Origin of the sequence: Streptomyces sp. NPDC090025, from assembly GCF_044748125.1 — a bacterium.
Taxonomy (GTDB): domain Bacteria; phylum Actinomycetota; class Actinomycetes; order Streptomycetales; family Streptomycetaceae; genus Streptomyces.
This window is the reverse complement of sequence record NZ_JBIVFL010000021.1, coordinates 63,817-83,259: the sequence shown is the minus strand read 5'-3', so window position 1 is coordinate 83,259 and position 19,443 is coordinate 63,817. Positions and strand designations below refer to the sequence as shown.

Below are 19,443 nucleotides of genomic sequence, written 5' to 3'. Positions count from 1 at the left end.
TCGCCGCTTCAACAGTTTGTATACAATCTCTCGGTATGCCCCTCGACACCTCACCCCGCACCCGCCCCGGGACCACCGGCGGCGCCCCGGCCCGCCCGGCGCCCGCGGCCGCGTTCCACAGCGTCGGCGCGGTGACGGTCGGGCTCCTCATGCTCGTCGGGATCGGCGCGGTGATCCACGAGCCGGTCCTGATACCGCCGCTCGCCGCCAGCGCCGCGCTCGTCCACAGCGCCCCGACGCTGCCGCTGTCCCAGCCGCGCAGCGTCATCATCAGCCACCTGCTCGCCGCCGCCGCGGGCTACGCCACCCTGGCCCTGGCCGGCCCCGGTTCCTGGGCCGCAGCCCTGGCCGCGGGCGCGACCCTCGCCCTGACCACCCTGGCCCGCACCCCGCACTCCCCGGCCTGCGCGACCGCCGTGGTGGTCGTCCTCCAGTCCCCCTCCCCGGCCCGCTTCGTCCCGCTCCTCCTCGGCGCCACCGTCGTCCTGGTCCTCCTGGAGTACGCGGTCTCCCGCCTCCGCCCGGGCGCGCCGAAGTACCCCAGCTACTGGTGACGGCCCGCCGGTGACGGCGTACGGGTGACGGCGTGCCGGTCGCGACGCGGGCGAGGCCCGAGCGGGGCTTCTGGTATACGAAGTCGCCGTCATCCGGTCACGTCATCCGGCCATGTCATCCGGCCGCGCCACCCCCGGGCCCGGCCCCGGCCACCGCGCCGGTCACCGTCGCGGCACCGCGCTCGAGCGCGACCACCGCCCGCACCGTCTTGCCCCGCGGGCCCACCTCCACCGACACCTCGCGCGCGAGCCGCAGCACGATCGGCCACCCGTAACCCCCGGGCCCCCGGTCGAATCCGCCGTCCTCCCGGCGCCGCGGCGGACGGCGGCTCGCGTCGCTGACCGCGACCGTGACGCTGCCCCGGCCCACGTCGAGCGCGAAGCCGGTGACCCCGCCCCCGTGCCGTACCGCGTTCGTCACCAGCTCCGACGTCACCAGGAGCAGATCGTCGACCTCCGGCGACGTCCAGCTCACCGCACGCCGGACGGAGCTGCGCGCCTCCGCGGGCGTGCGGACCGCGACCGCGGCGGCGGTGTTCCTCGAGTTCATGGCGGGCTCCTCTCCCCGATCCTGTCCGGCCCTGCCGGTTCCTCCGGCGGCGCCGGTCCTCGGCAGCTCCCGCCTGCCCCGTACGTCCGAAAAGATGCCCGAAAACCCCGGGTCCGGGCCCACGCAGGCCCCGCCCCGGCCCCGTCGCCCGGCCTTCGCAGTTCCCTCACCGATCCTCACCGATCCGGACGCGTGTCATCCGCGAGGGCGGGTAGGCGAACCGCCACAGATGAACGTCCGGCGAGATACAGGAGGTTGTCACCGTGCGGACCGAGAGGGTCGAGGCGACGACGACGGCCGTGGCAGACGGAGCGAGCGGCGACCTGCCCATGATCGAAGCTCCGTACGAGGTCGCGCCGCGGGACGCGCGCGCCCTGACGAAGGTGTTCCTGCGGGAACTCGCGGTGCGCGAGGAGGGCACCGAAGGCCACCAGTACGTCCGCAACACCCTGATCGAGATGAACACCTCCCTCGTCCGCTACGCGGCCGGCCGCTTCCGCGCCCGCGGCGACGAGATGGAGGACATCGTCCAGGTCGGCATCATCGGCCTCATCAAGGCCATCGACCGCTTCGACCTCAGCCGCGAGGTCGAGTTCGCCACCTTCGCCGTCCCCTACATCGTCGGCGAGATCAAGCGGTTCTTCCGCGACTCCACCTGGGCCGTGCACGTGCCACGACGTCTCCAGGAGGCCCGGGTCGAACTCGCCAAGGCCAACGACGAACTCGGCGCCCGGCTCGGCCGCGCGCCGCGCGTCGCCGAACTGGCCGAGGCGCTCGACCTGTCCGAGGAAGAGGTCGTCGAGGCGCAGATCGCCGCCAACGGCTACCACACGGCCTCCCTCGACGCGGCCCTCGGCAACGGCGACGAGGAGGCGGCGGACGCCGCGCTCGTCGACGTCATCGGCGAGGAGGACCCGGCGCTGGAACTCTTCGAGGACTTTCACACCCTCGCCCCGCTCGTCGAACGCCTCGACGAACGCGACCGGCTGCTGCTCCACCTCCGCTTCGTCGAGGAGCGCACCCAGTCGGAGATCGGCACCCGGCTCGGCGTCTCCCAGATGCATGTCTCCCGGCTGCTCGCCCGCGCCCTTGCCCGCCTCCGCGAGGGCATGCTCCCGGAGACGGGCAAGGCGTAACAGGAGACGGGCCAGGCGTAGCAGGACCACCGGGACGAAAGCTCCGAAGCTCCGAGCGACGGCCCCGCCGACCCGGGCGTCCCTCAGCGCACCGCGCGCAGGAACGCCCGGGTCCGTTCGTGCCCGGGCTCGTCGAGCAGCTGGGCCGGGCGGCCCGACTCCACGATCCGGCCCTGGTCGAACATCAGGATCCGGTCCGAGACGTCCCGCGCGAAGCCCATCTCGTGCGTCACGCACAACAGCGTGATGTCGGTGTCCCGCGCCACGTCCCGCAGCACGTCCAGGACCTCCGCCACCAGCTCCGGATCCAGCGCCGAGGTCACCTCGTCGAGCAGCAGGATCTCCGGCCGCATCGCGAGCGCCCGGGCGATCGCCACCCGCTGCTGCTGGCCGCCGGAGAGCCGGGTCGGCCGCGCGTCGACCTTGTCCGCGAGGCCGACGAGCCCGAGCAGCTCCCGGGCCCGCTCGGCGGCCTCGTCCCGGTCCTCCTTCAGGACGTGCACCGGCGCCTCCATCACATTGCGCAGCACGCTCATGTGCGGGAACAGGTTGAAGTGCTGGAACACCATGCCGATCCCACGCCGCCGTTCCGCGAGATACCGCTCGCTCGCCGGTACGAGCCCCGCCGCCGGGACGGTCCGGTCCGTCCCCCGCGCCCCGCCGTCCCGCCCCGGCATGTGCGAGAACGGCGCGCCGCCCACCTCGATGACGCCCTCCGTCACCCGCTCAAGGGTCATGAGCAGCCGCAGGATCGTCGTCTTGCCGGAACCGCTCGGCCCGATCAGCGTCACCCGCTCGCTCCGGCCCACCGTCAGATCGAGGCCGTCGAGCACCGTGTGGTCCCCGTACCGCTTCGTCACCCGGTCGAACCGGACCGCGGCCGTGGTGCCGCTCCTGGCTTCCTTCGTCGCGCGCTCAGTGAGCAAGGCGTGCCTCCAGTCGTCGTACCAGCACGGACGTCGGCCAGCTCGCCAGCAGGAACACCGCGGCGGCCAGCGTGAAACTCTCCAGATAGGCGAAGTGCGCGCTGCCGAAGGTGTTCGCCGCGTGCACCATCTCGTGCACCGTGATCACCGAGAGCAGCGGCGTCTCCTTGAACATGGCGACCGCGTAGTTCCCCAGCGGCGGCAGCACCGCGCGCACCGCCTGCGGCAGCACCACCGCCCGCCACACCCGCCGGCGGGGCAGCGAGAGCGCCGTGCACGCCTCCCACTGACCCTTGGGCACCGAGTCGATGCCGGTCCGGTAGACCTCCGAGAGGTACGTGGCGTAGTGCGCGCCGAGCACCAGGACCCCGATCACCGGCGCGTCGAGACCGGGCAGCAGCACCCAGGCCGCGAACAGCTGCACCAGCAGCGGCGTCGACCGTACGAACGCGGCGGCGCCGTTCACCGGGGCCGCCACCCAGCGCGGCGCGGCCCGTCCGACGAGCGCGAGCACCAGGCCGAGCACCGCCGCCACCACGAAGCCCACCACCGTCGCCACCAGGGTGACCCCGAAGCCCGCGAGGACCACCGGCAGCGCGTCCCAGGCCGCCGCTCCGTCCCACACCATCACCGACCACCGCCCGTCCCGGTCCCGACCCGCGTCCGCGCCGCCCGCTCAAGGGCGTTCATCCCGAGGCTCAAAACGCCCGCCAACACCCCGTACACCACGAGCAGCAGCAGATACGCCGCCGCCGTGTCACCCGTCGCCGACCGCACCTGGTCGATCTCGAAGGTCAGGTCGGGCACCGTCACCAGCGACAACAGCGGGGTCGCCTTGAGCAGTTGCACCAGCAGGTTCTTGAACGGCGCCACCATCAGCGGATGCGCCTGCGGCAGCACCACCCGGCGCAGCCGCAGCCCCGGACCCATGCCGAGCGCGACCGCCGCCTCCCGCTGCGCGGGCGCCACCGCGGCGACCGCGCCCCGCACCACCTCGGCCCCGTAGGCACCGAAGTTGAGGCCGAGCGCCAGCACCCCGCACGCCAGCGGTTCCAGCCGGAAGCCGAGGATCGGCAGCGCGAAGAACAGCCAGAACAGCTGCACGTACAGCGAGGTGCCGCGGAAGAACTCCACGACCACCCGGGCCGTGCCGCGCACCGCCCGCCGCCGCGACCCGGCCGCGAGCCCGAGGCCGTACGCCAGGAGCAGCGCGAGCGCCGCCCCCAGCACGGTGGCCTCCACGGTGACGAGCAGCCCCTCGCCGAGCCGCGGCAGCGCCCGCCGGATCTCCTCCAGGAACCCGCTCACGCCGCCCCCGCACCCTCCGGCGCCTTGCCCGCGCAAAGATCGGCGGTGCGCAGCGTGCGCGGCGGCGCCTCCCGCTCGGTGAAGCCGTAGCGGCCGACCAGACCGACGAAGCGGGCCGGGTCACCGGTGATCCGGGTCAGTTCGCGGTCGAAGGCGTCCCGCAGGTCCCGCGCGCCGGGCCGGAACACCGCGCCGCCCGCGCTCCACTGCTGCACGCCGTCCACCTCGGGCACGAACGGCGTCGTCACCTCCACCGCCGCGCCCTGGTTGGTGCGGGCCAGCCAGCGCAGCGAGATCCCGGTCAGCGCGAACGCGTCGATCCGGCCCGCGAGCAGCGCGTCCAGGCCGTCCTGCTGCCGGGCGAGGGTCTTCACCGAGCCGTCGGGGACCCCCGCCGCCTTGGCGTACGAGGCTTCCACCGCGGCCGACAGGACACCGACCGTGGCACCGGCGCGGGCGCAGGACACCAGATCGCGCAGCTGCTTCGGATTGCCGCGCCGGACCAGCAGGGCGGTCGGCGAGACGAACTCCGGCGCCGAGAAGATCACCTTGGCGCACCGCTCCGGAGTGATCGACATCCCGGCGCTCACCACGTCGAACCGGCCGGCGAGCAGCCCCGGGATCAGCGCCCCGAACTCGGTGAGCGTCGGCCGCAGTTCGGGCACCCCGAGGGCCTTGAACACCTCCTGGTGCAGGGTCGGCGCCTCGCCCACGAGCTTTCCGCCGTCCTGGAAGCCGTACGGCGCCTCCCCGGCGAACCCGACCCGGACATGGCCCTGGTCGCGGAGTTTCGCGAGCAGCCCGGCGTCCGCCTTCGGCGCGCCGGTGCCCACCTCGGTGCGGCTGCACGCCGTGAGCAGGGCGGGCGCGGCGACGGCGACCCCGGCGAGCAGCGCGGACCGCCCGAGGAAGCCCCGGCGGTCGAGAGGGCCGCGCGGGCCGGGGGAGCCGGGGCCGTCGGGCGATCCGGGACCGCCGGGCGGTCCGGGGCGTATCGGACGGGGCAGGGGCATGGGGTTCCTCTCGCTGGTCGACGGGTGGCGGGTGGTCAGCCCAGCGGGGTGGTGTCCTGGGCGGCGACGAACGACGGGCGCCGCACCGGCGCCGCGAACGGCGCCTCCGGCGCGTTCTCCACGCTGTTGAACACGAGGAACACATTGCTGCGCGGGTACGGCGTGATGTTGTCGCCCGAGCCGTGCAGCGCGTTGCAGTCGAACCAGGTCGCCGAGCCCGGCGCGCCGGTGAAGTGCCGGATGCCGCACGCGTCGGCGAACGTGGTCAGCGCCTCGGGCGAGGGGATGCCCGCGTCCTGCATCCGCAGCGACTTCTTGTAGTTGTCCTTCGGCGTCTCGCCCGCGCAGCCGAGGAAGGTGCGGTGCGAACCCGGCATGATCATGAGGCTGCCGTTGGTGGTGTGGTTCGCGGTGAGGGCGATCGACACGGACACCGTGCGCATCCGGGGCAGTCCGTCCTCGGCGTGCCAGGTCTCGAAGTCGGAGTGCCAGTAGAAGCCGCTGGCGCCGAAGCCCGGCTTGACGTTGATCCGCGACTGGTGGACGTACACCTCGGAGCCGAGGATCTGCCGGGCCCGGCCGACCACCCTGGGGTCGGCGGCGAGCCTGCCGAACACCTCGCTGATCCGGTGCACCTCGAAGACCGAGCGGATCTCCTGGGACCGCGGTTCGACCACGGCCCGCTCGTCCGCCCGGACCGTCGGGTCGGCGACGAGCCGGTCCAGCTCGGCCCGCAGCTCGGCGACCTCGTCGGGGGTCACCAGGGCGTCGACCGTGGCGAAGCCGTCGCGCTCGAAGTCGTCCAGCTCACGGGCCCAGAACGGCCCTGGCGTGCCGGGCTCGGACCACACCACGGGATCCTTGCGGCCGATCAGCAGCTCGTCGCTGCCTCGGGTGGGATAGAGGTCGACGGGACGGGTGGGGGCGGAGGTCATGACGTGCGGTGCCTTTCTCGACTCGTGAGGGAGCGGGGTGGGGCGGGGCGGGCCGGCATGGGCCCGGACGGGTGCGGTCCGGCTCAGCGGGGCTCGGACCCCGGCTCCGGCTCCGGCTCGGGCTCGGTGAGCAGCGGGTAGACGCCGTTCTCGTCGTGGTCCTCGCGGCCGGTGACCGGCGGGTTGAAGACGCACAGGCAGCGGAAGTCCTCCTTGACCCGGAGGGTGTGCCGCTCGTGGCCGTCGAGGAGGTACATCGTGCCGGGCACGATCCGGTGGGTCCGGCCGGTCTCCTCGTCGGTGAGTTCGGCCTCGCCCGCCGTGCAGACGACGGCCTCGACGTGGTTCGCGTACCACATGGAGGTCTCCGTCCCGGCGTACAGGACGGTCTCGTGCAGCGAGAAGCCGACCCGCTCGCGGGCGAGCACGATGCGCTTGGACTCCCAGGTGCCGGAGGCGGCGCGGACGTGCCGCTCGGTGTTCTCCAGCTCGGCGAAGCTGCGGACGATCATGTGCGGTGGTTCCTCTCGTCGGTGACGGGTGCGCGATGGCTGCGGGAAGGGGGCGGGAAGGGCCCGGTCAGCCGGTGCGGCGGTCGGCGGTGTGCCGCACCGAGCGGGCCAGGATGCCCAGGCCCTCGTCGAGCTCGTCGTCCGTCGCGGTCAGCGGCGGCAGCAGCTTGACGACCTCGTCGCGCGGCCCCGAGGTCTCCAGGAGCAGCCCCAGCTCGAAGGCGCGGCGGCAGACGGCCGCGGCCCGCGCCCCGTCGGCGAACTCCAGGCCCCAGACCAGGCCGCGGCCCCGGTACGCGACGCCGGACCGCCCGTCCTCGCCGAGCAGTTCGGCGAGCGCCGCCTCGACCCGCCCGGCCCGGCCGAGCGTGCGGTCGCGCAGGGCGTCGTCGCGCCAGTACGTGTCGAGCGCGGCGGTCGCCGTGACGAAGGCCGGGTTGTTGCCGCGGAAGGTGCCGTTGTGCTCGCCCGGCTGCCACTGGTCCAGCTCGGGCCGGAACAGGCAGAGCGCCATCGGCAGTCCGTAGCCGCTGATCGACTTCGACAGGCACACGATGTCGGGGGTGATGCCCGCTTCCTCGAACGAGAAGAACTCCCCGGTGCGCCCGCAGCCCATCTGCACGTCGTCGACGATCAGCAGCATCTCGTGGCGGCGGCACAGCTCGGCGAGACCGCGCAGCCACTCGGCGCGCGCCACGTTGATGCCGCCCTCGCCCTGCACCGTCTCGACGATGACGGCGGCCGGCCGGTCGAGACCGGAGCCCGGGTCGCCGAGCAGCCGCTCGAACCACAGGAAGTCCGGCATCCGGCCGTCGAGGTAGTGGTCGTACGGCATCCGCGTCACATGCGGGAGCGGCACGCCCGCGCCCGCCCGCTTGGCGGCGTTGCCGGTGGTGGCGAGCGAACCGAGCGACATGCCGTGGAAGGCGTTGGTGAAGGACACCACCGTCTCCCGGCCGGTGATCTTGCGGGCCAGCTTCAGGGCGGCCTCGACGGCGTTGGTGCCGGTCGGGCCGGGGAACATCACCTTGTACGGCAGGGCGCGCGGCTCCAGGACCACGGACCGGAAGGTCTCCAGGAAGGCGCGTTTCGCGGTGGTCGACATGTCGAGGCCGTGGGTGACGCCGTCGTCCGCGAGGTAGTCGAGCAGGGCGCGCTTGAGGACCGGATTGTTGTGGCCGTAGTTCAGCGACCCCGCCCCGGCGAAGAAGTCCAGGAAGGGGCGCCCGTCCTCGTCGTACAGCCGGCTGCCCCTGGCCTGCTCGAAGACCACCGGCCAGGCGCGGCAGTAGCTGCGCACCTCGGACTCGACGGTCTCGAAGACGGACGGGGCGAAGGCGGTGGTGGTGGCGGACGTGTCGGTGAGGGTCACGGTTCTCCCGTAGTCGAGGGGGTGGGGGCTGGGTCGTCCGGTGGCGGCGGGCCAGTCCGGTCCGGTCCGGGCCGGGTCGCCGCAGCGCCGGGTGGTCAGGCGGCCGGCGGGCCGATCCGGTAGAGCAGCTCAGGCTCGTGGCCGCCGTCGACGCCGGCGCGCGGTCCGTCGGGGAACGCCTCGGCGGGGAACAGCACCGTCCGGGTCAGCTCGGCGCCGCGACGGCGCGCGAAGGAGCGGAACAGCCGGTCGGACGCCACGTTTCCGGGGGTCACGGTCGCCTCCAGCCGGATCGGGGCGCGCCGGGCCGCGGTGACCCGGGCGGCCAGGGCGTCGAGCAGTGCTCCGGCTACCCCGCTTCCGCGATACGAATCGTCGACGGCCACCTGCCAGACGAAGAGGGTCTCCGGTGCCCGTGGCCGCAGATAGCCGGTCACGAACCCGACGGGCCGGCCGGTCACGTCCCGGGCGACGGCGGTGGTGGCGGCGAAGTCGCGGCACCACAGCAGGTAGCTGTACGGCGAGTTGAGGTCCAGGTCGCGGGCCCCGCGGGCGATCCGCCAGAGTTCGGCGCCGTCCGTCGGCCGGGCCGGTCCGATGTCGACGGCGGCCCGCGTGAAGGTCAGGTGCGCTGTGGTCATGGGCGCCGAAGCTACCGACCGGTGGGATGAACTTCCTGGTCCTGCCCCCTTGCGCGCCCAACGGTCGGTGCGATAGGTGCGCGGGCGGATACCCATCGCGGACTTCGGCGCGCGACGGCGGTCAAACCACCGTCAAACGGCGTGAAATGACCGTTTATAACGGCTGGGTAACGGCTCGGCCTGCGCCGATGCGCTCATCACAATCCCATGAGAGTCTGCCTGGTTCCGCGTTTGAACCCCGGCGGACGGGTGAGGTGTACGGGTTCCCCCGCCCCGCCCCACGACGCCGTGCCCGCGCCCCGGCGCACCGCCCCCGGCTCGGGCGCCCCGCGCCCCGTACCGCATGATCGACCGCATGCTGTACGAGTCCCTGTCGGTCGCCGCGCTCGCCGTGGTGCTGATCTGCGCCGTCGTCCGCCCGCGCGGACTGCCCGAGGCGGTCTTCGCGATCCCCCCGGCCCTGCTCCTGATCCTGACCGGCGCGATACCCCTCGGGCACGTCCAGGAGGAACTGGCCCGGCTCGGCCCGGTCGTCGGCTTCCTCGCCGCCGCCCTGGTGCTCGGCAAGCTCTGCGACGACGAGGGCCTCTTCCACGCCTGCGGCACCTGGATGGCCGGCTGGGCCAGGGCCCGGCCGCGCCGGCTGCTCGGCGCCGTCTTCACGCTCGCCTCGGTGATCACCGCCGCCCTCAGCCTGGACGCCACCGTGGTCCTGCTGACCCCCGTCGTGTTCGCCACCGCCGCCCGGATGGGCACCAGCGCCCGCCCGCACAGCTACGCCGCCGCCCACCTGTCCAACTCGGCCTCGCTGCTCCTGCCGGTCTCCAACCTCACCAACCTGCTCGCCTTCACCGCCACCGGCCTCGGCTTCACCCGCTTCGCGCTGCTCATGCTGCTGCCCTGGCTCGCGGCGATCGCCGTCGAGTACGCCGTCGTGCGCCGCTTCTTCGCCGCCGAACTCGCCGCCCCGCCGCAGCCCCGCGCCGCCCCCGAACGCCCCGAACTGCCGCTGTTCGCGCTGGTCACCGTCGCCGCCACGCTCGCGGGCTTCGGCCTGACCTCGGCGCTCGGCATCGACCCGGCGTGGGCCGCGGCCGCCGGGGCGGCCGTCCTCGCCGTACGGGCCCTGCTGCGGCGGCACACCACACCGGCGGCGATCGTCGGCTCCGCCGCGCTGCCCTTCCTCGCCTTCGTGCTCGCCCTCGGCATCGTCGTGCGGGCCGTGGTCGACAACGGCCTCGGCACCGCCCTCGGCGCGCTGCTCCCGGACGGCAGCTCGCTGCCCGCCCTGCTCGGCACGGCCGCGCTGGCCGCCGTCCTGGCGAACCTGATCAACAACCTGCCCGCCGTCCTGGCCCTCGCCCCGCTCGCGGCGCCCTCGGGACCCGGCGCGGTGCTCGCCGTGCTGCTCGGCGTCAACATCGGGCCCAACCTCACCTACGCGGGCTCCCTCGCCACCCTGCTGTGGCGGCGCATCGCGCACCAGCACGGCCAGGAGGTCGAACTCCGCGAGTTCACCCGGCTCGGCCTGCTCACCGTCCCGCTCGGCCTGACCGCCGCGACCCTCGCCCTGTGGGCCTCACTCGCCCTGTTCGGCTGAACCGGCTCGGCGCGGCCCGGGCCGGGCGGGCCTCACTCCTCGTCGTCGACGACGACGTGCATGGCGGCCTCCTCGGCGGACGCCGCCCCGCCGTCGATGCCGACGTCCCGGGCGTACCCGTCCACCGGGGTGAACGCGAGCGCGCCCTCACCCGCCATGATCCGGCCCGCCCTGCGGCCGCCGACCTCGCTGTCCAGCGGCTCGCCGTCGGTGCCCACGGCGTCCCCGATGCCGTCCCAGTCCGGATCGGGCCCGTCGTCCGGCAGCTCCTCGGCGAGCCGCCGCTCCAGGCTCTCGCCGCGCAGCCGCTCCGCCGCCGTCACACCCTCCCGCTCCACCGCCCACGGCCGGTCCGGCGGTACGTACCCCTCGTCCAGCGGACTGTCGAGCGGCCCGTCGAGGGTGTCGGAGGCGTCGAGCAGCCCCGCGTCGTCCTGCACCTCGCTGCCGTCGGGCTGGTAGACCTCGTCGCCCCAGACCTCGTTCTCGGTCATCGGAACACTCCAGCCACTCGTCGCTCGGCCCGTACAAGATCCATGCTGGGCGCCCGCCCCGCGCACCGCCACCGCAGCCCGCCGCGGTACCGCCGAGCGGGCAGCGCGGCGGGCGCCCGGAAGGCCGTGGGAGACTGGGGGTGTCTCGTCGGTCGGGCATGATCGGCAGGACACCCCTGGATCCGGCCACCGTCCACCCGCGTCCGCCCCGGTACTCCCCGGCGCGGCGCACGGACCTCGGCCACGTCCCCGGTGACCGTCGCCACCCGGCGGCCCGCCGGGACCACCCCGCTCACCAGGGCCGTCACCCCCGCCCCCGGGACCGAAGACACCCCCGGGCCCCGCCGAACGCGCGTCCGGCGGGGTGGAAACGCGGCCGGATCGCGCCGCCACGGGCAACCGGACGGCCTCCGGATGTGAACCTTCGACGCGCACGGGGTAAAACCATGGCCAACACCCCTCTTACCTGAACGGAAACGTGCGCGTTGAGCATGCTCCCTGGATCGCGTGTGCCAGGCAGGACCTGGACGATCCGTCTGACCGGGCACCCCGACCACTCCGCGTCGGTCGCCTGCTCCACCCCCGGCTGCCGGATGCCGGCCCGGTCCAAGGACCTTTCCGCCGTACGGGCCTTCGCCGTCGAACACGTCCGCGCCCACGCCCGGCTCGCCAGCGCCCGCCCCAACGCGGCCTGCGCCTGCGGGGCGAGCGACTGCCGACACCACTCCACCCGCACCACCTGCGTCGGCCGGACCCTGCTCGTCCTCATCCACAACCCGGTCGTCGGCGAGGTCTGGACGCTCGCCGAGATCTGCCAGGCGTGCGCGCCGCTGATCGCCCACGCGAGCGTGGTCCCCGGCGCCCACCGCGCGGCCGCCGCGCCCGCCGGGGCCCGGCAGGGCCAGTCCCCGGCGGCGGCCCAGGCCGGTGCCGCGCCCGAAGCGGCGCCCGCGCCGCAGCCCGCGGCCCCGCCCGCGGTGCCGATGATGTTCTCCTCCCCGGAGGCCGCAGGCGGCCAGGGCGCCCCGGTGCCCGCACCGCAGCGCAGGCGCCCGCGCCGCGGCGGCGGCGCCGCCGGTGGACGCGGCGGCCAGGGTGGCGGTGGCGGACGCGGTGGCCAGGGCGGCGGCGGAGGCTGGCAGCGCCCGGCCAGGGGCCGCTCCTGACCCGCCCCGGCACCCACCCCGTCACCGCCCGGCACCGGCCACCCGCCCCGGCCCCCGGGCGGCCCCGGACGCCCGCACCCCGCCCCGGCGGCCCCGTCCGTACCCCCGGGCCGTACCCGCTGGACAGCGCCCCGGGGCGGCTTTCTAGGCTGTGCCCATGCCCGACGAGTCACCCCTCCTCCGCAGCCTGCGCGCCGCCGTCACCGCCGCGCCCGACGACGTACCCCTGCGCGTCCACTTCGCCGAGCTGCTGCTCCAGGAGGGCCGCGCCGACGAGGCCGTCGGCCAGGCCGCCGTCGCCCTCCAGCACGCCCCCGGCGACCCCGCCGTACGGGACCTGATGGCCCGCGCCATGAACCTCCCGGGCCCCACCGCACCCGCCGCACCCGCCGCCCCGGCCCCCGCCACACCCGAGGCCCCGGCCGCCCCCGCCACGGGACCCTTCGACTGGGCCGCCGCCGAACGCGAGGTCGCGGACCTCGTCGGCCCCCGGTTCAGCGACCAGGAAGGACCCCGCGAGGCGCCGCTCACCGCCGACGGCTCCGGCGACCCCGGCACCGCGTCCGCCTGGGAGGTCGACGCCCCCGGCGCCGTACGCCTCGCCGACGTCGGCGGCATGAGCGAGGTCAAGGAGCGCCTGGAGGCCGCCTTCCTCGCCCCGCTGCGCAACCCCGAACTGCGCCGCCTGTACGGCAAGTCGCTGCGCGGCGGACTGCTCCTGTACGGCCCGCCCGGCTGCGGCAAGACGTTCATCGCCCGGGCCGTCGCGGGCGAACTCGGCGCCTCGTTCCTGTCCGTGTCGCTCTCCGACATCCTCGACATGTACATCGGCGCCTCGGAGCGCAACGTCCACGACATCTTCGAGACCGCCCGCCGCCAGGCCCCCTGCGTGGTCTTCCTCGACGAGCTCGACGCCCTCGGCGCCAAGCGCTCCCGGATGCAGCACAGCGGCCTGCGCAACGTCGTCAACCAGCTCCTCACCGAGCTCGACGGCGTCGACGGCGACCGCAACGACGGCGTCTTCGTGCTCGCCGCCACCAACGTGCCCTGGGACGTCGACCTCGCGCTGCGCCGCCCCGGACGGCTCGACCGCACCCTGCTCGTGCTGCCGCCGGACGCCGCCGCCCGCGAGGCGATCCTCCGCTACCACCTGCGCGAGCGGCCCATCGAGTCCGTCGACCTCGGCAGGATCGTCAAGATCACCGAGGACTTCTCCGGCGCCGACCTCGCCCACCTCTGCGAGAGCGCCGCCGAGACCGCGCTCCTCGACTCCGCCCGCACCGGCACCGTCCGCATGATCGGCACCAAGGACCTGCTGTCCGCCGCCCGGCAGATCCGCCCGTCCAGCGAGTCCTGGTTCACCGCCGCCCGCAACGTGGCCACCTTCGCCAACGACGGCGGCATGTACGACGACCTGCTCGGCTACCTCAAGAAGAAGCGCAAGCTGTGACCTCACCGACCGGCCGCGCCCTGCTCCAGGCCGACGCCCTCTACGACCTCGGCCGTTACCCGCAGGCCGCCGCCGAAGCCGGCCGCCACCTCGCCGAACACCCCGACGACGCCACCGCGCTCACCCTGCTCGCCCGCTGCCACCACCACCTCGGCGACGAACCGCTCGCCCTCGAACTCGTCGAGCGGGCGCTGCGCGCCGAACCCGAGTCGATCGGCGCCTGGCTGACCCGCACCCATGTGCTGCTCACCCTCAAGGAGCACGAACGGGCCGAGGAGTCCGCCCGGCGGGCCGTCGCCCTCGCCCCGCAGCTGTGGGCCACCCACTACACCCTCGGCACCGTCCTCGACCGCTCGGTACGCACCGAACGCAAGCGCGCCGCCTACGAGTCGGCCCGCACCGCCGTCTCCCTCGCCCCCGAGGAGAGCGACGCCCACTTCCTCGTCGGACTCACCGCCCAGCGCCTCGGCAACCACCAGGTCGCCGAACGCGCCTACGAGACCGCGCTCCGGCTCGACCCGCAGAGCAGCGAGGCCCACAACAACCTGTCCCTGCTGCACCTGCGCCGCCGCTGGTGGCGGCCCGGCTCCTGGACGAAGGCCGCCGACGGCTTCGTGCAGTCCGCGGCGCTCGACCTGGCCGACCGGCAGGCCCGGTTCAACCTGGAGACCATGGCCTGGGGAATCGCCGCGGGCGCCCGCTGGGTCGGCCTCCTCGGCTTCGCCACCGCCTCCATCGCCTCGGCCCGGCTGCGCGGCGGCGGCGACGTCCTGCCCACCACCGTCCTGGCCGCCACGGTGCTGCTCGCCGGCTGGGGCGGCTGGTTCCTGTGGCTGACCCGGCGGGTCCCGGCCCGGCTGCGCCGCCCGCTGCTGCTGGTCTCGCGCGGCTGCAAACCGGTCCTCGCGATGGCCGCCGCGGTCGGCGTCCTCGCCCTCCACTCGGTGCTCACCCTCGCGCTCTGGCGGGTCCAGCTCTTCGGCACCCTCGCCTTCCCGCTGTTCTGGGCCGCGATCATCACCTACTGGGCGAGCCGCGCCCGGCTCCAGCGCCGCGCCCCGAAGAACTGAACCCGGCGGCGGCCCGCACGGCACGGGCCGGGCGTCCGGCGGGCACCCGCACCCGCCGGACCCCCGGTGCTCACGTACGACGTGCCGCCGTCAGGCCGACGCCGCCCGGTACGCCTCCGTCAACGCGCGCACCGCACCCGCCGGATCACCGGACAGCAGCAGCTGGTCCGCCCGCGCGAACGGCTTCGCCGTCGCCTCGGTGATCCGCTGCCCGATCCGGGCCTGGACGAGCAGCCGCGCCCGCTCCACCAGGCGACGGGCCTCCGGCGATTCGCCGCGCCCGGCGGCCCGCAGCACCTGGGCGGCGAGACCCATCGCCTTCAGGGCCGGCTCCCCGCCGGACGGCGCCGGGGCGAGCGTGGTCAGCCCCCAGCCGTACGGGAACTGCGGGTCGTAGCGGTCGTCGCCGACGTTCAGCGGCAGCTGCGCCTCCGCGCGCGGCCAGCTCACCGGCAGCCGTCCGGTGAACGGCCGCTTGCCGTACAGCACGTCGGCGACGCCGTCGCCCTCGGTGCCCGGCAGCCAGGACGCCACCAGGGCGTCGATCGCGGGCAGCCGGTCGCCGATCAGCTGCGGACGCCCCGACACCACCAGGACCGCGCACGGCAGCGCGCCGCACACCCGGTCCACGGCCGCCCGGTCCGCCGCGCTCAGCTCCAGGTCGTGCCCGTTGCCGACATCGCCGACCCCCTCCGCGTACGGGGTCTCGCCGACCACCACCACGCCCACGTCATAGCCGTCGGTGGGCGCCGAGGCGTCCTTGGACCAGCCGATGTCCGCCGTCGGGGCCGCCTTGCGCAGGCCCTCCAGGATCGTGGTGCCGGTGGTCGTCCGGCCGGACGAGCCCTGCCAGCTGATGGTCCAGCCACCGGCCTGGTTGCCGAGGTCGTCGGCGTTCGAACCGGCCACGTACACCTTCTGCGACGGCTTGAGCGGCAGCACCCCGCCCTCGTTCCTCAGCAGCACCTGCGACTTGGCCGCCGCCTCCCGGGCCACCGCGCGGTGCCCGGCCGAGCCGACCTCCGCGAGATGGGTGGTGTCCGCGTACGGCTTCTCGAACAGCCCGAGCCGGAACTTCTGGGTGAGGATCCGGGCCACCGCGTCGTCGATCCGCGCCTGCGGGATCCGGCCCGCCCGGACCTCGGCGAGCAGGGTGCTCGTGAACTCCTGATAGCGGGTCGGCACCATGATCATGTCGAGTCCGGCGTTGACCGAGGTGCGCACGTCGCTGGGGTAGTCGCCGGGGATCTGGTCGATGGCCTGCCAGTCGCTGATGACGAAGCCCTCGAAGCCCATCCGGCCCTTCAGCACCCCGTTGATCATCTCGGCGTCGGCGTGCATCTTCACCGGACCCCGGTCGTCACCGATGATGTCGAGCGACGAGTACGACGGCATGACCGTGCCCGCGCCCCGCTTCACCGCCTCCGTGAACGGCGCCAGGTGCACCGCCTCCAGCTCCTGCCGGGTGACCCGGGTGACGCCCTGGTCGATGGTGTACGAGCCGGTCGTCGACGAACCGTAGACGGTGCCGCCGTCGCCGACGAAGTGCTTCGCCGTGGTCAGCACCTTGTCGTTCCGCTTCAGGTCCCGGCCGTCCGGGGCGCCCTGCATCCCCTGGATCACCGTCTCCATCGCCGTGACGAGCGCCGGGTCCTCGCCGAACGACTCGTAGGAGCGGCCCCAGCGCTCGTCGCGGGACACGCACAGACACGGCGCGAAGTCCCACGGCACGCCGGTCGCCCGCACCTCCTTCGCGGTCACCGCGCCGGTCCGCGCGGCGAGTTCCGGGTCGCGGGCCGCGCCGATGCCGATGTTGTGCGGCATCAGGGTGGTCCCGGGCACGTTGTTGTGCCCGTGCACCGCGTCCACGCCGTAGATCAGCGGGATCTGCAACCGGGTCGCCCGGGTGCGCAGCTGGTAGCCGTCGACCATCCGGGCCCAGGACTCGGGGGTGTTCGGGGTCGGCACCGACCCGCCGCCGGAGAGCAGCGACCCGAGCGCGTAGCCGCCGATGTCGCCGGGGGAGCGGAGCGCGTTGCGCTCGGCCTGGGTCATCTGCCCGGCCTTCTCCTCCAGGGTCATCCGGCCGAGCAGATCCGCCACCCGCTTCCTCACCGGAAGCCGCGGGTCGAGGTACGGCAGGCCGTGGGCGTTCACCACGACCACCGGGGTCTCCGCCGGGGCCTTGGCGCCGTCGACGGTGAGCGTCAGCGGGATCGTCTCGGCGGCCTCGGCCGCCCTGTCCCGCAGGGTCCGTACGGTGACCTGACGGGTGGCGCCGGACGGGGTGCCCGCCGGGAACACCACGCTGCCGGTGACCGGGGTGTAGTCCTTGCCGGGCTCGGCGCCGCCGGTGGTCCCCTCGGGACGCTCCTCGGTGGTGTACGCGACGGTGACCGGCGCGGCGAGCGGAGCGGACCCCGTCGTGGTGACGGCGAGCTCGACCACCGCCGCCTCGCCCTCGGCCACCGGGTGCACCACGGAGGTGGTGCTCACCCGGGTGTTCACGACCGGCTCGGCGGCCCCGTACAGCTCCACGCCGTCCAGCGCGAACGACCCGGGCGCGCCGGTCGGCAGGGTCAGCGCGTACCCCCACATCCGGTCGAGCCCGAGGACCTGGTCGATGCCGCCGACCGGCTGGTAGTCGGTGCGGTACTGGAACCGCGAGAACGGGATCTCGACGAGGTGCCAGCCCTCCCAGTCGTCGGTGAACGAGGTCGTCCACAGCTCGGACGCCTCGCCGTTCGCCCCGCCGTCCTTGATCTCGAAGTTGATCCGGCGGCCCGAACCGGGCGGCAGCGGCGCGGTGTTCTGCCCGTACCACCAGAACCGCAGCCCCTTGTACGCCGTCCAGTCCTGGGCCGGGCGGTCGAAGGCGAAGTCATGGGTGAAGCCGCCCCAGCCGCTGATGCCGTACTCGCCCTGGAGCACCGTGCCGCCCTCGGGGGCGTCGGCGCGCTCGGCGAGGCTCAGCCGGGGGTGGTCGTCGGCGTCGCTGCCCCAGGTGAACAGGCCCTCGGCGGGCGGCCCGGCGAACGGGACCTCGCCCTCGAACCGGTCCACCGGCCGGGGCGCCGGTTCGGCGGGCGCGGCGGCACTGGGCACGGCGCCGCCGAGCAGTCCGGCGAGCACGGCGGTGGCGGCGGCCAGCGCGGCACCCGCCGCCCGGCGATGTCGCCTTCGGCGGATGCGTACGGGTCGATGCGGGCGTTCCTGGTGCGGCATGGAAGCTCCTCGGACGGGCCTGCGGGGGACGCGGGAAGGGGTGTGGGGGAGACGGGGCCGGGGACGGTGGATCCGGTGGGGACGGTGGGGACGGTGGATCCGGTGGGGGGGAATCAGGCGGAGGCGCGGACGACCAGTTCGGTGGGGATCACCAGGGGTTCTTCGGGCAGCGGCGCGCCGCCGAGCCCGTCGAGCAGCATCCGGGCGGCGGCCTGGCCCATCGCGCGCATCGGCTGGCGCACGGTGGTCAGCGCGGGCTCGGTGTGCCGGGCCATCGGCAGGTCGTCGAAGCCGATCACGGCGACGTCGTCCGGCACCCGGCGCCCGGCCGCCCGCAGGACGCGCAGCGCGCCCGCCGCGATCAGGTCGTTGTGCGCGAACACCGCGTCGAAGACGTGGCCCTCGGCGAGGGCCCGCCCGACGGCCGTACGGCCGGTCTCCTCGGTGAACTCGCCGTCCAGGACCAGGGCGGCGGGCAGCAGCCCGGTGAATCCGGCGAGCCGTTCGCGGACGCAGCCGAAGCGCGGCGGACCGGTGACCACCAGGGGGCGGGTGCGGCCGGTGCCGAGCAGTCGGCGGGCCGCGTCGGCGCCCCCGGCGTGCTGGGTGGTGGCCACGGAGGGGAAGGCGGGCCGGTGCCCGTGGTCGTCGATGACCACCACCGGCATCCCGCGCCGCCGCAGCGCGGCGACCGTGCCGACGGCCTCCTCCGGAACGATCGCCAGCAGGCCGTCGAAGGCGCCGGCCGAGACCTGGGCGGCGACGTGCGCCAGGGACCGGGCGCCCCGCCCGTGGCTGAGCAGCAGCATCCCGTATCCGGCGGCCTCGACGGTGTCGGCGACGCCCTGCAGCACCTCGCCCATCCACGGCCAGGTGAGCGAGGGCACGAACATGCCGATGGTCCTGCTGCTGCCCCGGGCCAGACCGACCGCCCCCGAGCTGGGCACATAGCCGAGCAGATCGATCACTTCACGAACACGGGCGGCGGTGCCGGTGCCGACCTCGGCCCCGGTGTTCAGGACCCGGGACACGGTGGTCTTGCTGACCCCCGCCGCACGTGCGACATCGGAGATGGTGACGCGCATCGAGGGGCCTCCCGAGGCAGGTCTGACATCGCTGTCGGAACCGGTTCCGGAGCGTGGCCGTGAGTCAACAGCCGCCCGAACCCGCCGTCAAGACTTCACGTCAGAACCGGCCGGAACTCAACCGGCCGGGATGGGAGGGGAGTTGTGTGTTCAAGATCTGAATGCGCCACCGCTTGACGTGTCTGGTTCAGACCTCTAGGTTCCCCGCTCAGAAGGCGGGATGCCGTTCACAACGGTGAACGACCACGGGTGGTGCCGACCGGCACCGCCCGGCGGCCCACGGCGCGCCGCACACCCTCGCACCACGCACCACCCATCTCGTACCCCCCCCCGCACGTCGCACACCGCGCGCCCTCCTGGCCCCCGCCCCGCTCCCACCGACGCGCCCGTCCGCCTGTCGAGAGGA

At 74.4% G+C, this 19,443-nt stretch carries 18 protein-coding genes; 6 read left to right on the top strand and 12 right to left on the bottom strand.

What is annotated here, in order from left to right:
* Positions 1-35: 35 nt before the first annotated feature.
* On the top strand, positions 36-554 hold the full coding sequence (locus ACIPXM_RS33275) for an HPP family protein (RefSeq protein ID WP_401663267.1): 519 nt from the start codon (positions 36-38) through the stop codon (positions 552-554).
* Between the two features lie 115 nt (positions 555-669).
* On the opposite strand, the gene ACIPXM_RS33270 is transcribed toward ACIPXM_RS33275, so the two are convergent.
* Complete coding sequence (locus ACIPXM_RS33270; protein ID WP_401663265.1) at positions 670-1,104, bottom strand: ATP-binding protein; 435 nt, start codon at positions 1,102-1,104, stop codon at positions 670-672.
* Positions 1,105-1,433: 329 nt separating this feature from the next.
* Here ACIPXM_RS33270 and ACIPXM_RS33265 point away from each other — a divergent pair, with 329 nt between their 5' ends.
* The gene (locus ACIPXM_RS33265) at positions 1,434-2,240 is read left to right on the top strand and encodes a SigB/SigF/SigG family RNA polymerase sigma factor (protein ID WP_401663396.1); all 807 of its coding nucleotides are present in this window, start codon (positions 1,434-1,436) and stop codon (positions 2,238-2,240) included.
* An 83-nt stretch (positions 2,241-2,323) separates the two neighbouring features.
* On the opposite strand, the gene ehuA is transcribed toward ACIPXM_RS33265, so the two are convergent.
* The 8 genes from ehuA to ectA form a co-directional block, all read right to left on the bottom strand.
* On the bottom strand, positions 2,324-3,166 hold the full coding sequence (gene ehuA / locus ACIPXM_RS33260; RefSeq protein ID WP_401663262.1) for an ectoine/hydroxyectoine ABC transporter ATP-binding protein EhuA: 843 nt from the start codon (positions 3,164-3,166) through the stop codon (positions 2,324-2,326).
* On the bottom strand, positions 3,156-3,794 hold the full coding sequence (gene ehuD / locus ACIPXM_RS33255) for an ectoine/hydroxyectoine ABC transporter permease subunit EhuD (RefSeq protein WP_401663260.1): 639 nt from the start codon (positions 3,792-3,794) through the stop codon (positions 3,156-3,158). The genes ehuA and ehuD overlap by 11 nt, the downstream gene beginning before the upstream one ends.
* Complete coding sequence (gene ehuC, locus ACIPXM_RS33250) at positions 3,794-4,474, bottom strand: ectoine/hydroxyectoine ABC transporter permease subunit EhuC (protein WP_401663257.1); 681 nt, start codon at positions 4,472-4,474, stop codon at positions 3,794-3,796. Before ehuC ends, ehuD begins: the two co-directional genes overlap by 1 nt.
* The gene (gene ehuB / locus ACIPXM_RS33245) at positions 4,471-5,487 is read right to left on the bottom strand and encodes an ectoine/hydroxyectoine ABC transporter substrate-binding protein EhuB (protein WP_401663255.1); all 1,017 of its coding nucleotides are present in this window, start codon (positions 5,485-5,487) and stop codon (positions 4,471-4,473) included. Before ehuB ends, ehuC begins: the two co-directional genes overlap by 4 nt.
* A 35-nt stretch (positions 5,488-5,522) precedes the next feature.
* Entirely contained in the window at positions 5,523-6,422 is a 900-nt protein-coding gene (gene thpD, locus ACIPXM_RS33240; RefSeq protein ID WP_401663252.1) for an ectoine hydroxylase, read from the bottom strand.
* Positions 6,423-6,505: 83 nt separating this feature from the next.
* Positions 6,506-6,934 (bottom strand): ectoine synthase, encoded by a 429-nt coding sequence (locus ACIPXM_RS33235; protein WP_401663250.1) that lies wholly within the window; start codon positions 6,932-6,934, stop codon positions 6,506-6,508.
* A 67-nt stretch (positions 6,935-7,001) separates the two neighbouring features.
* Entirely contained in the window at positions 7,002-8,306 is a 1,305-nt protein-coding gene (ectB, locus tag ACIPXM_RS33230) for a diaminobutyrate--2-oxoglutarate transaminase (protein ID WP_401663248.1), read from the bottom strand.
* Positions 8,307-8,401: 95 nt separating this feature from the next.
* Positions 8,402-8,947 carry a diaminobutyrate acetyltransferase gene (gene ectA, locus ACIPXM_RS33225; RefSeq protein ID WP_401663246.1) on the bottom strand — a complete coding sequence of 182 codons (546 nt, stop codon included), beginning with the start codon at positions 8,945-8,947 and terminating at the stop codon, positions 8,402-8,404.
* 355 nt (positions 8,948-9,302) lie between these two features.
* Between ectA and ACIPXM_RS33220 the strand changes: the two genes are divergently transcribed.
* Positions 9,303-10,547, top strand: a complete 1,245-nt coding sequence (locus ACIPXM_RS33220) for an SLC13 family permease (protein ID WP_401663243.1) — start codon at positions 9,303-9,305, stop codon at positions 10,545-10,547.
* A 32-nt stretch (positions 10,548-10,579) separates the two neighbouring features.
* Here the strand turns inward: ACIPXM_RS33220 and ACIPXM_RS33215 are convergent, their stop codons facing one another.
* Positions 10,580-11,041: a DUF5709 domain-containing protein gene (locus tag ACIPXM_RS33215; protein ID WP_401663241.1), complete on the bottom strand. Its 462-nt coding sequence runs from the start codon at positions 11,039-11,041 to the stop codon at positions 10,580-10,582.
* A 509-nt stretch (positions 11,042-11,550) separates the two neighbouring features.
* Here ACIPXM_RS33215 and ACIPXM_RS33210 point away from each other — a divergent pair.
* From ACIPXM_RS33210 to ACIPXM_RS33200, 3 genes are all read left to right on the top strand, one after another.
* The gene (locus ACIPXM_RS33210; protein WP_401663238.1) at positions 11,551-12,207 is read left to right on the top strand and encodes a hypothetical protein; all 657 of its coding nucleotides are present in this window, start codon (positions 11,551-11,553) and stop codon (positions 12,205-12,207) included.
* Positions 12,208-12,364: 157 nt separating this feature from the next.
* The gene (locus ACIPXM_RS33205) at positions 12,365-13,657 is read left to right on the top strand and encodes a tetratricopeptide repeat protein (protein ID WP_401663236.1); all 1,293 of its coding nucleotides are present in this window, start codon (positions 12,365-12,367) and stop codon (positions 13,655-13,657) included.
* A complete protein-coding gene (locus tag ACIPXM_RS33200) occupies positions 13,654-14,727 on the top strand; it encodes a tetratricopeptide repeat protein (RefSeq protein ID WP_401663233.1) in 1,074 nt (357 codons plus the stop codon). Before ACIPXM_RS33205 ends, ACIPXM_RS33200 begins: the two co-directional genes overlap by 4 nt.
* 90 nt (positions 14,728-14,817) lie before the next feature.
* Here the strand turns inward: ACIPXM_RS33200 and ACIPXM_RS33195 are convergent, their stop codons facing one another.
* Together ACIPXM_RS33195 and ACIPXM_RS33190 are read right to left on the bottom strand one after the other, a co-directional pair.
* Positions 14,818-17,952: a glycoside hydrolase family 3 protein gene (locus tag ACIPXM_RS33195; protein WP_401663230.1), complete on the bottom strand. Its 3,135-nt coding sequence runs from the start codon at positions 17,950-17,952 to the stop codon at positions 14,818-14,820.
* Between the two features lie 113 nt (positions 17,953-18,065).
* Complete coding sequence (locus tag ACIPXM_RS33190) at positions 18,066-19,037, bottom strand: LacI family DNA-binding transcriptional regulator (RefSeq protein WP_401663228.1); 972 nt, start codon at positions 19,035-19,037, stop codon at positions 18,066-18,068.
* Positions 19,038-19,443: the final 406 nt, after the last annotated feature.

What these genes read in the sequence shown, in the direction of transcription:
- ACIPXM_RS33275 (WP_401663267.1), top strand. Translation starts at nt 36, where the DNA reads ATGCCCCTCGACACCTCACCCCGCACCCGCCCCGGGACCACCGGCGGC.
- ACIPXM_RS33270 (WP_401663265.1), bottom strand. Translation starts at nt 1,104, where the DNA reads ATGAACTCGAGGAACACCGCCGCCGCGGTCGCGGTCCGCACGCCCGCG.
- ACIPXM_RS33265 (WP_401663396.1), top strand. Translation starts at nt 1,434, where the DNA reads ATGATCGAAGCTCCGTACGAGGTCGCGCCGCGGGACGCGCGCGCCCTG.
- ehuD (WP_401663260.1), bottom strand. Translation starts at nt 3,794, where the DNA reads ATGGTGTGGGACGGAGCGGCGGCCTGGGACGCGCTGCCGGTGGTCCTC.
- ehuB (WP_401663255.1), bottom strand. Translation starts at nt 5,487, where the DNA reads ATGCCCCTGCCCCGTCCGATACGCCCCGGACCGCCCGGCGGTCCCGGA.
- thpD (WP_401663252.1), bottom strand. Translation starts at nt 6,422, where the DNA reads ATGACCTCCGCCCCCACCCGTCCCGTCGACCTCTATCCCACCCGAGGC.
- ACIPXM_RS33235 (WP_401663250.1), bottom strand. Translation starts at nt 6,934, where the DNA reads ATGATCGTCCGCAGCTTCGCCGAGCTGGAGAACACCGAGCGGCACGTC.
- ectA (WP_401663246.1), bottom strand. Translation starts at nt 8,947, where the DNA reads ATGACCACAGCGCACCTGACCTTCACGCGGGCCGCCGTCGACATCGGA.
- ACIPXM_RS33220 (WP_401663243.1), top strand. Translation starts at nt 9,303, where the DNA reads ATGCTGTACGAGTCCCTGTCGGTCGCCGCGCTCGCCGTGGTGCTGATC.
- ACIPXM_RS33215 (WP_401663241.1), bottom strand. Translation starts at nt 11,041, where the DNA reads ATGACCGAGAACGAGGTCTGGGGCGACGAGGTCTACCAGCCCGACGGC.
- ACIPXM_RS33205 (WP_401663236.1), top strand. Translation starts at nt 12,365, where the DNA reads ATGCCCGACGAGTCACCCCTCCTCCGCAGCCTGCGCGCCGCCGTCACC.
- ACIPXM_RS33195 (WP_401663230.1), bottom strand. Translation starts at nt 17,952, where the DNA reads ATGCCGCACCAGGAACGCCCGCATCGACCCGTACGCATCCGCCGAAGG.
- ACIPXM_RS33190 (WP_401663228.1), bottom strand. Translation starts at nt 19,037, where the DNA reads ATGCGCGTCACCATCTCCGATGTCGCACGTGCGGCGGGGGTCAGCAAG.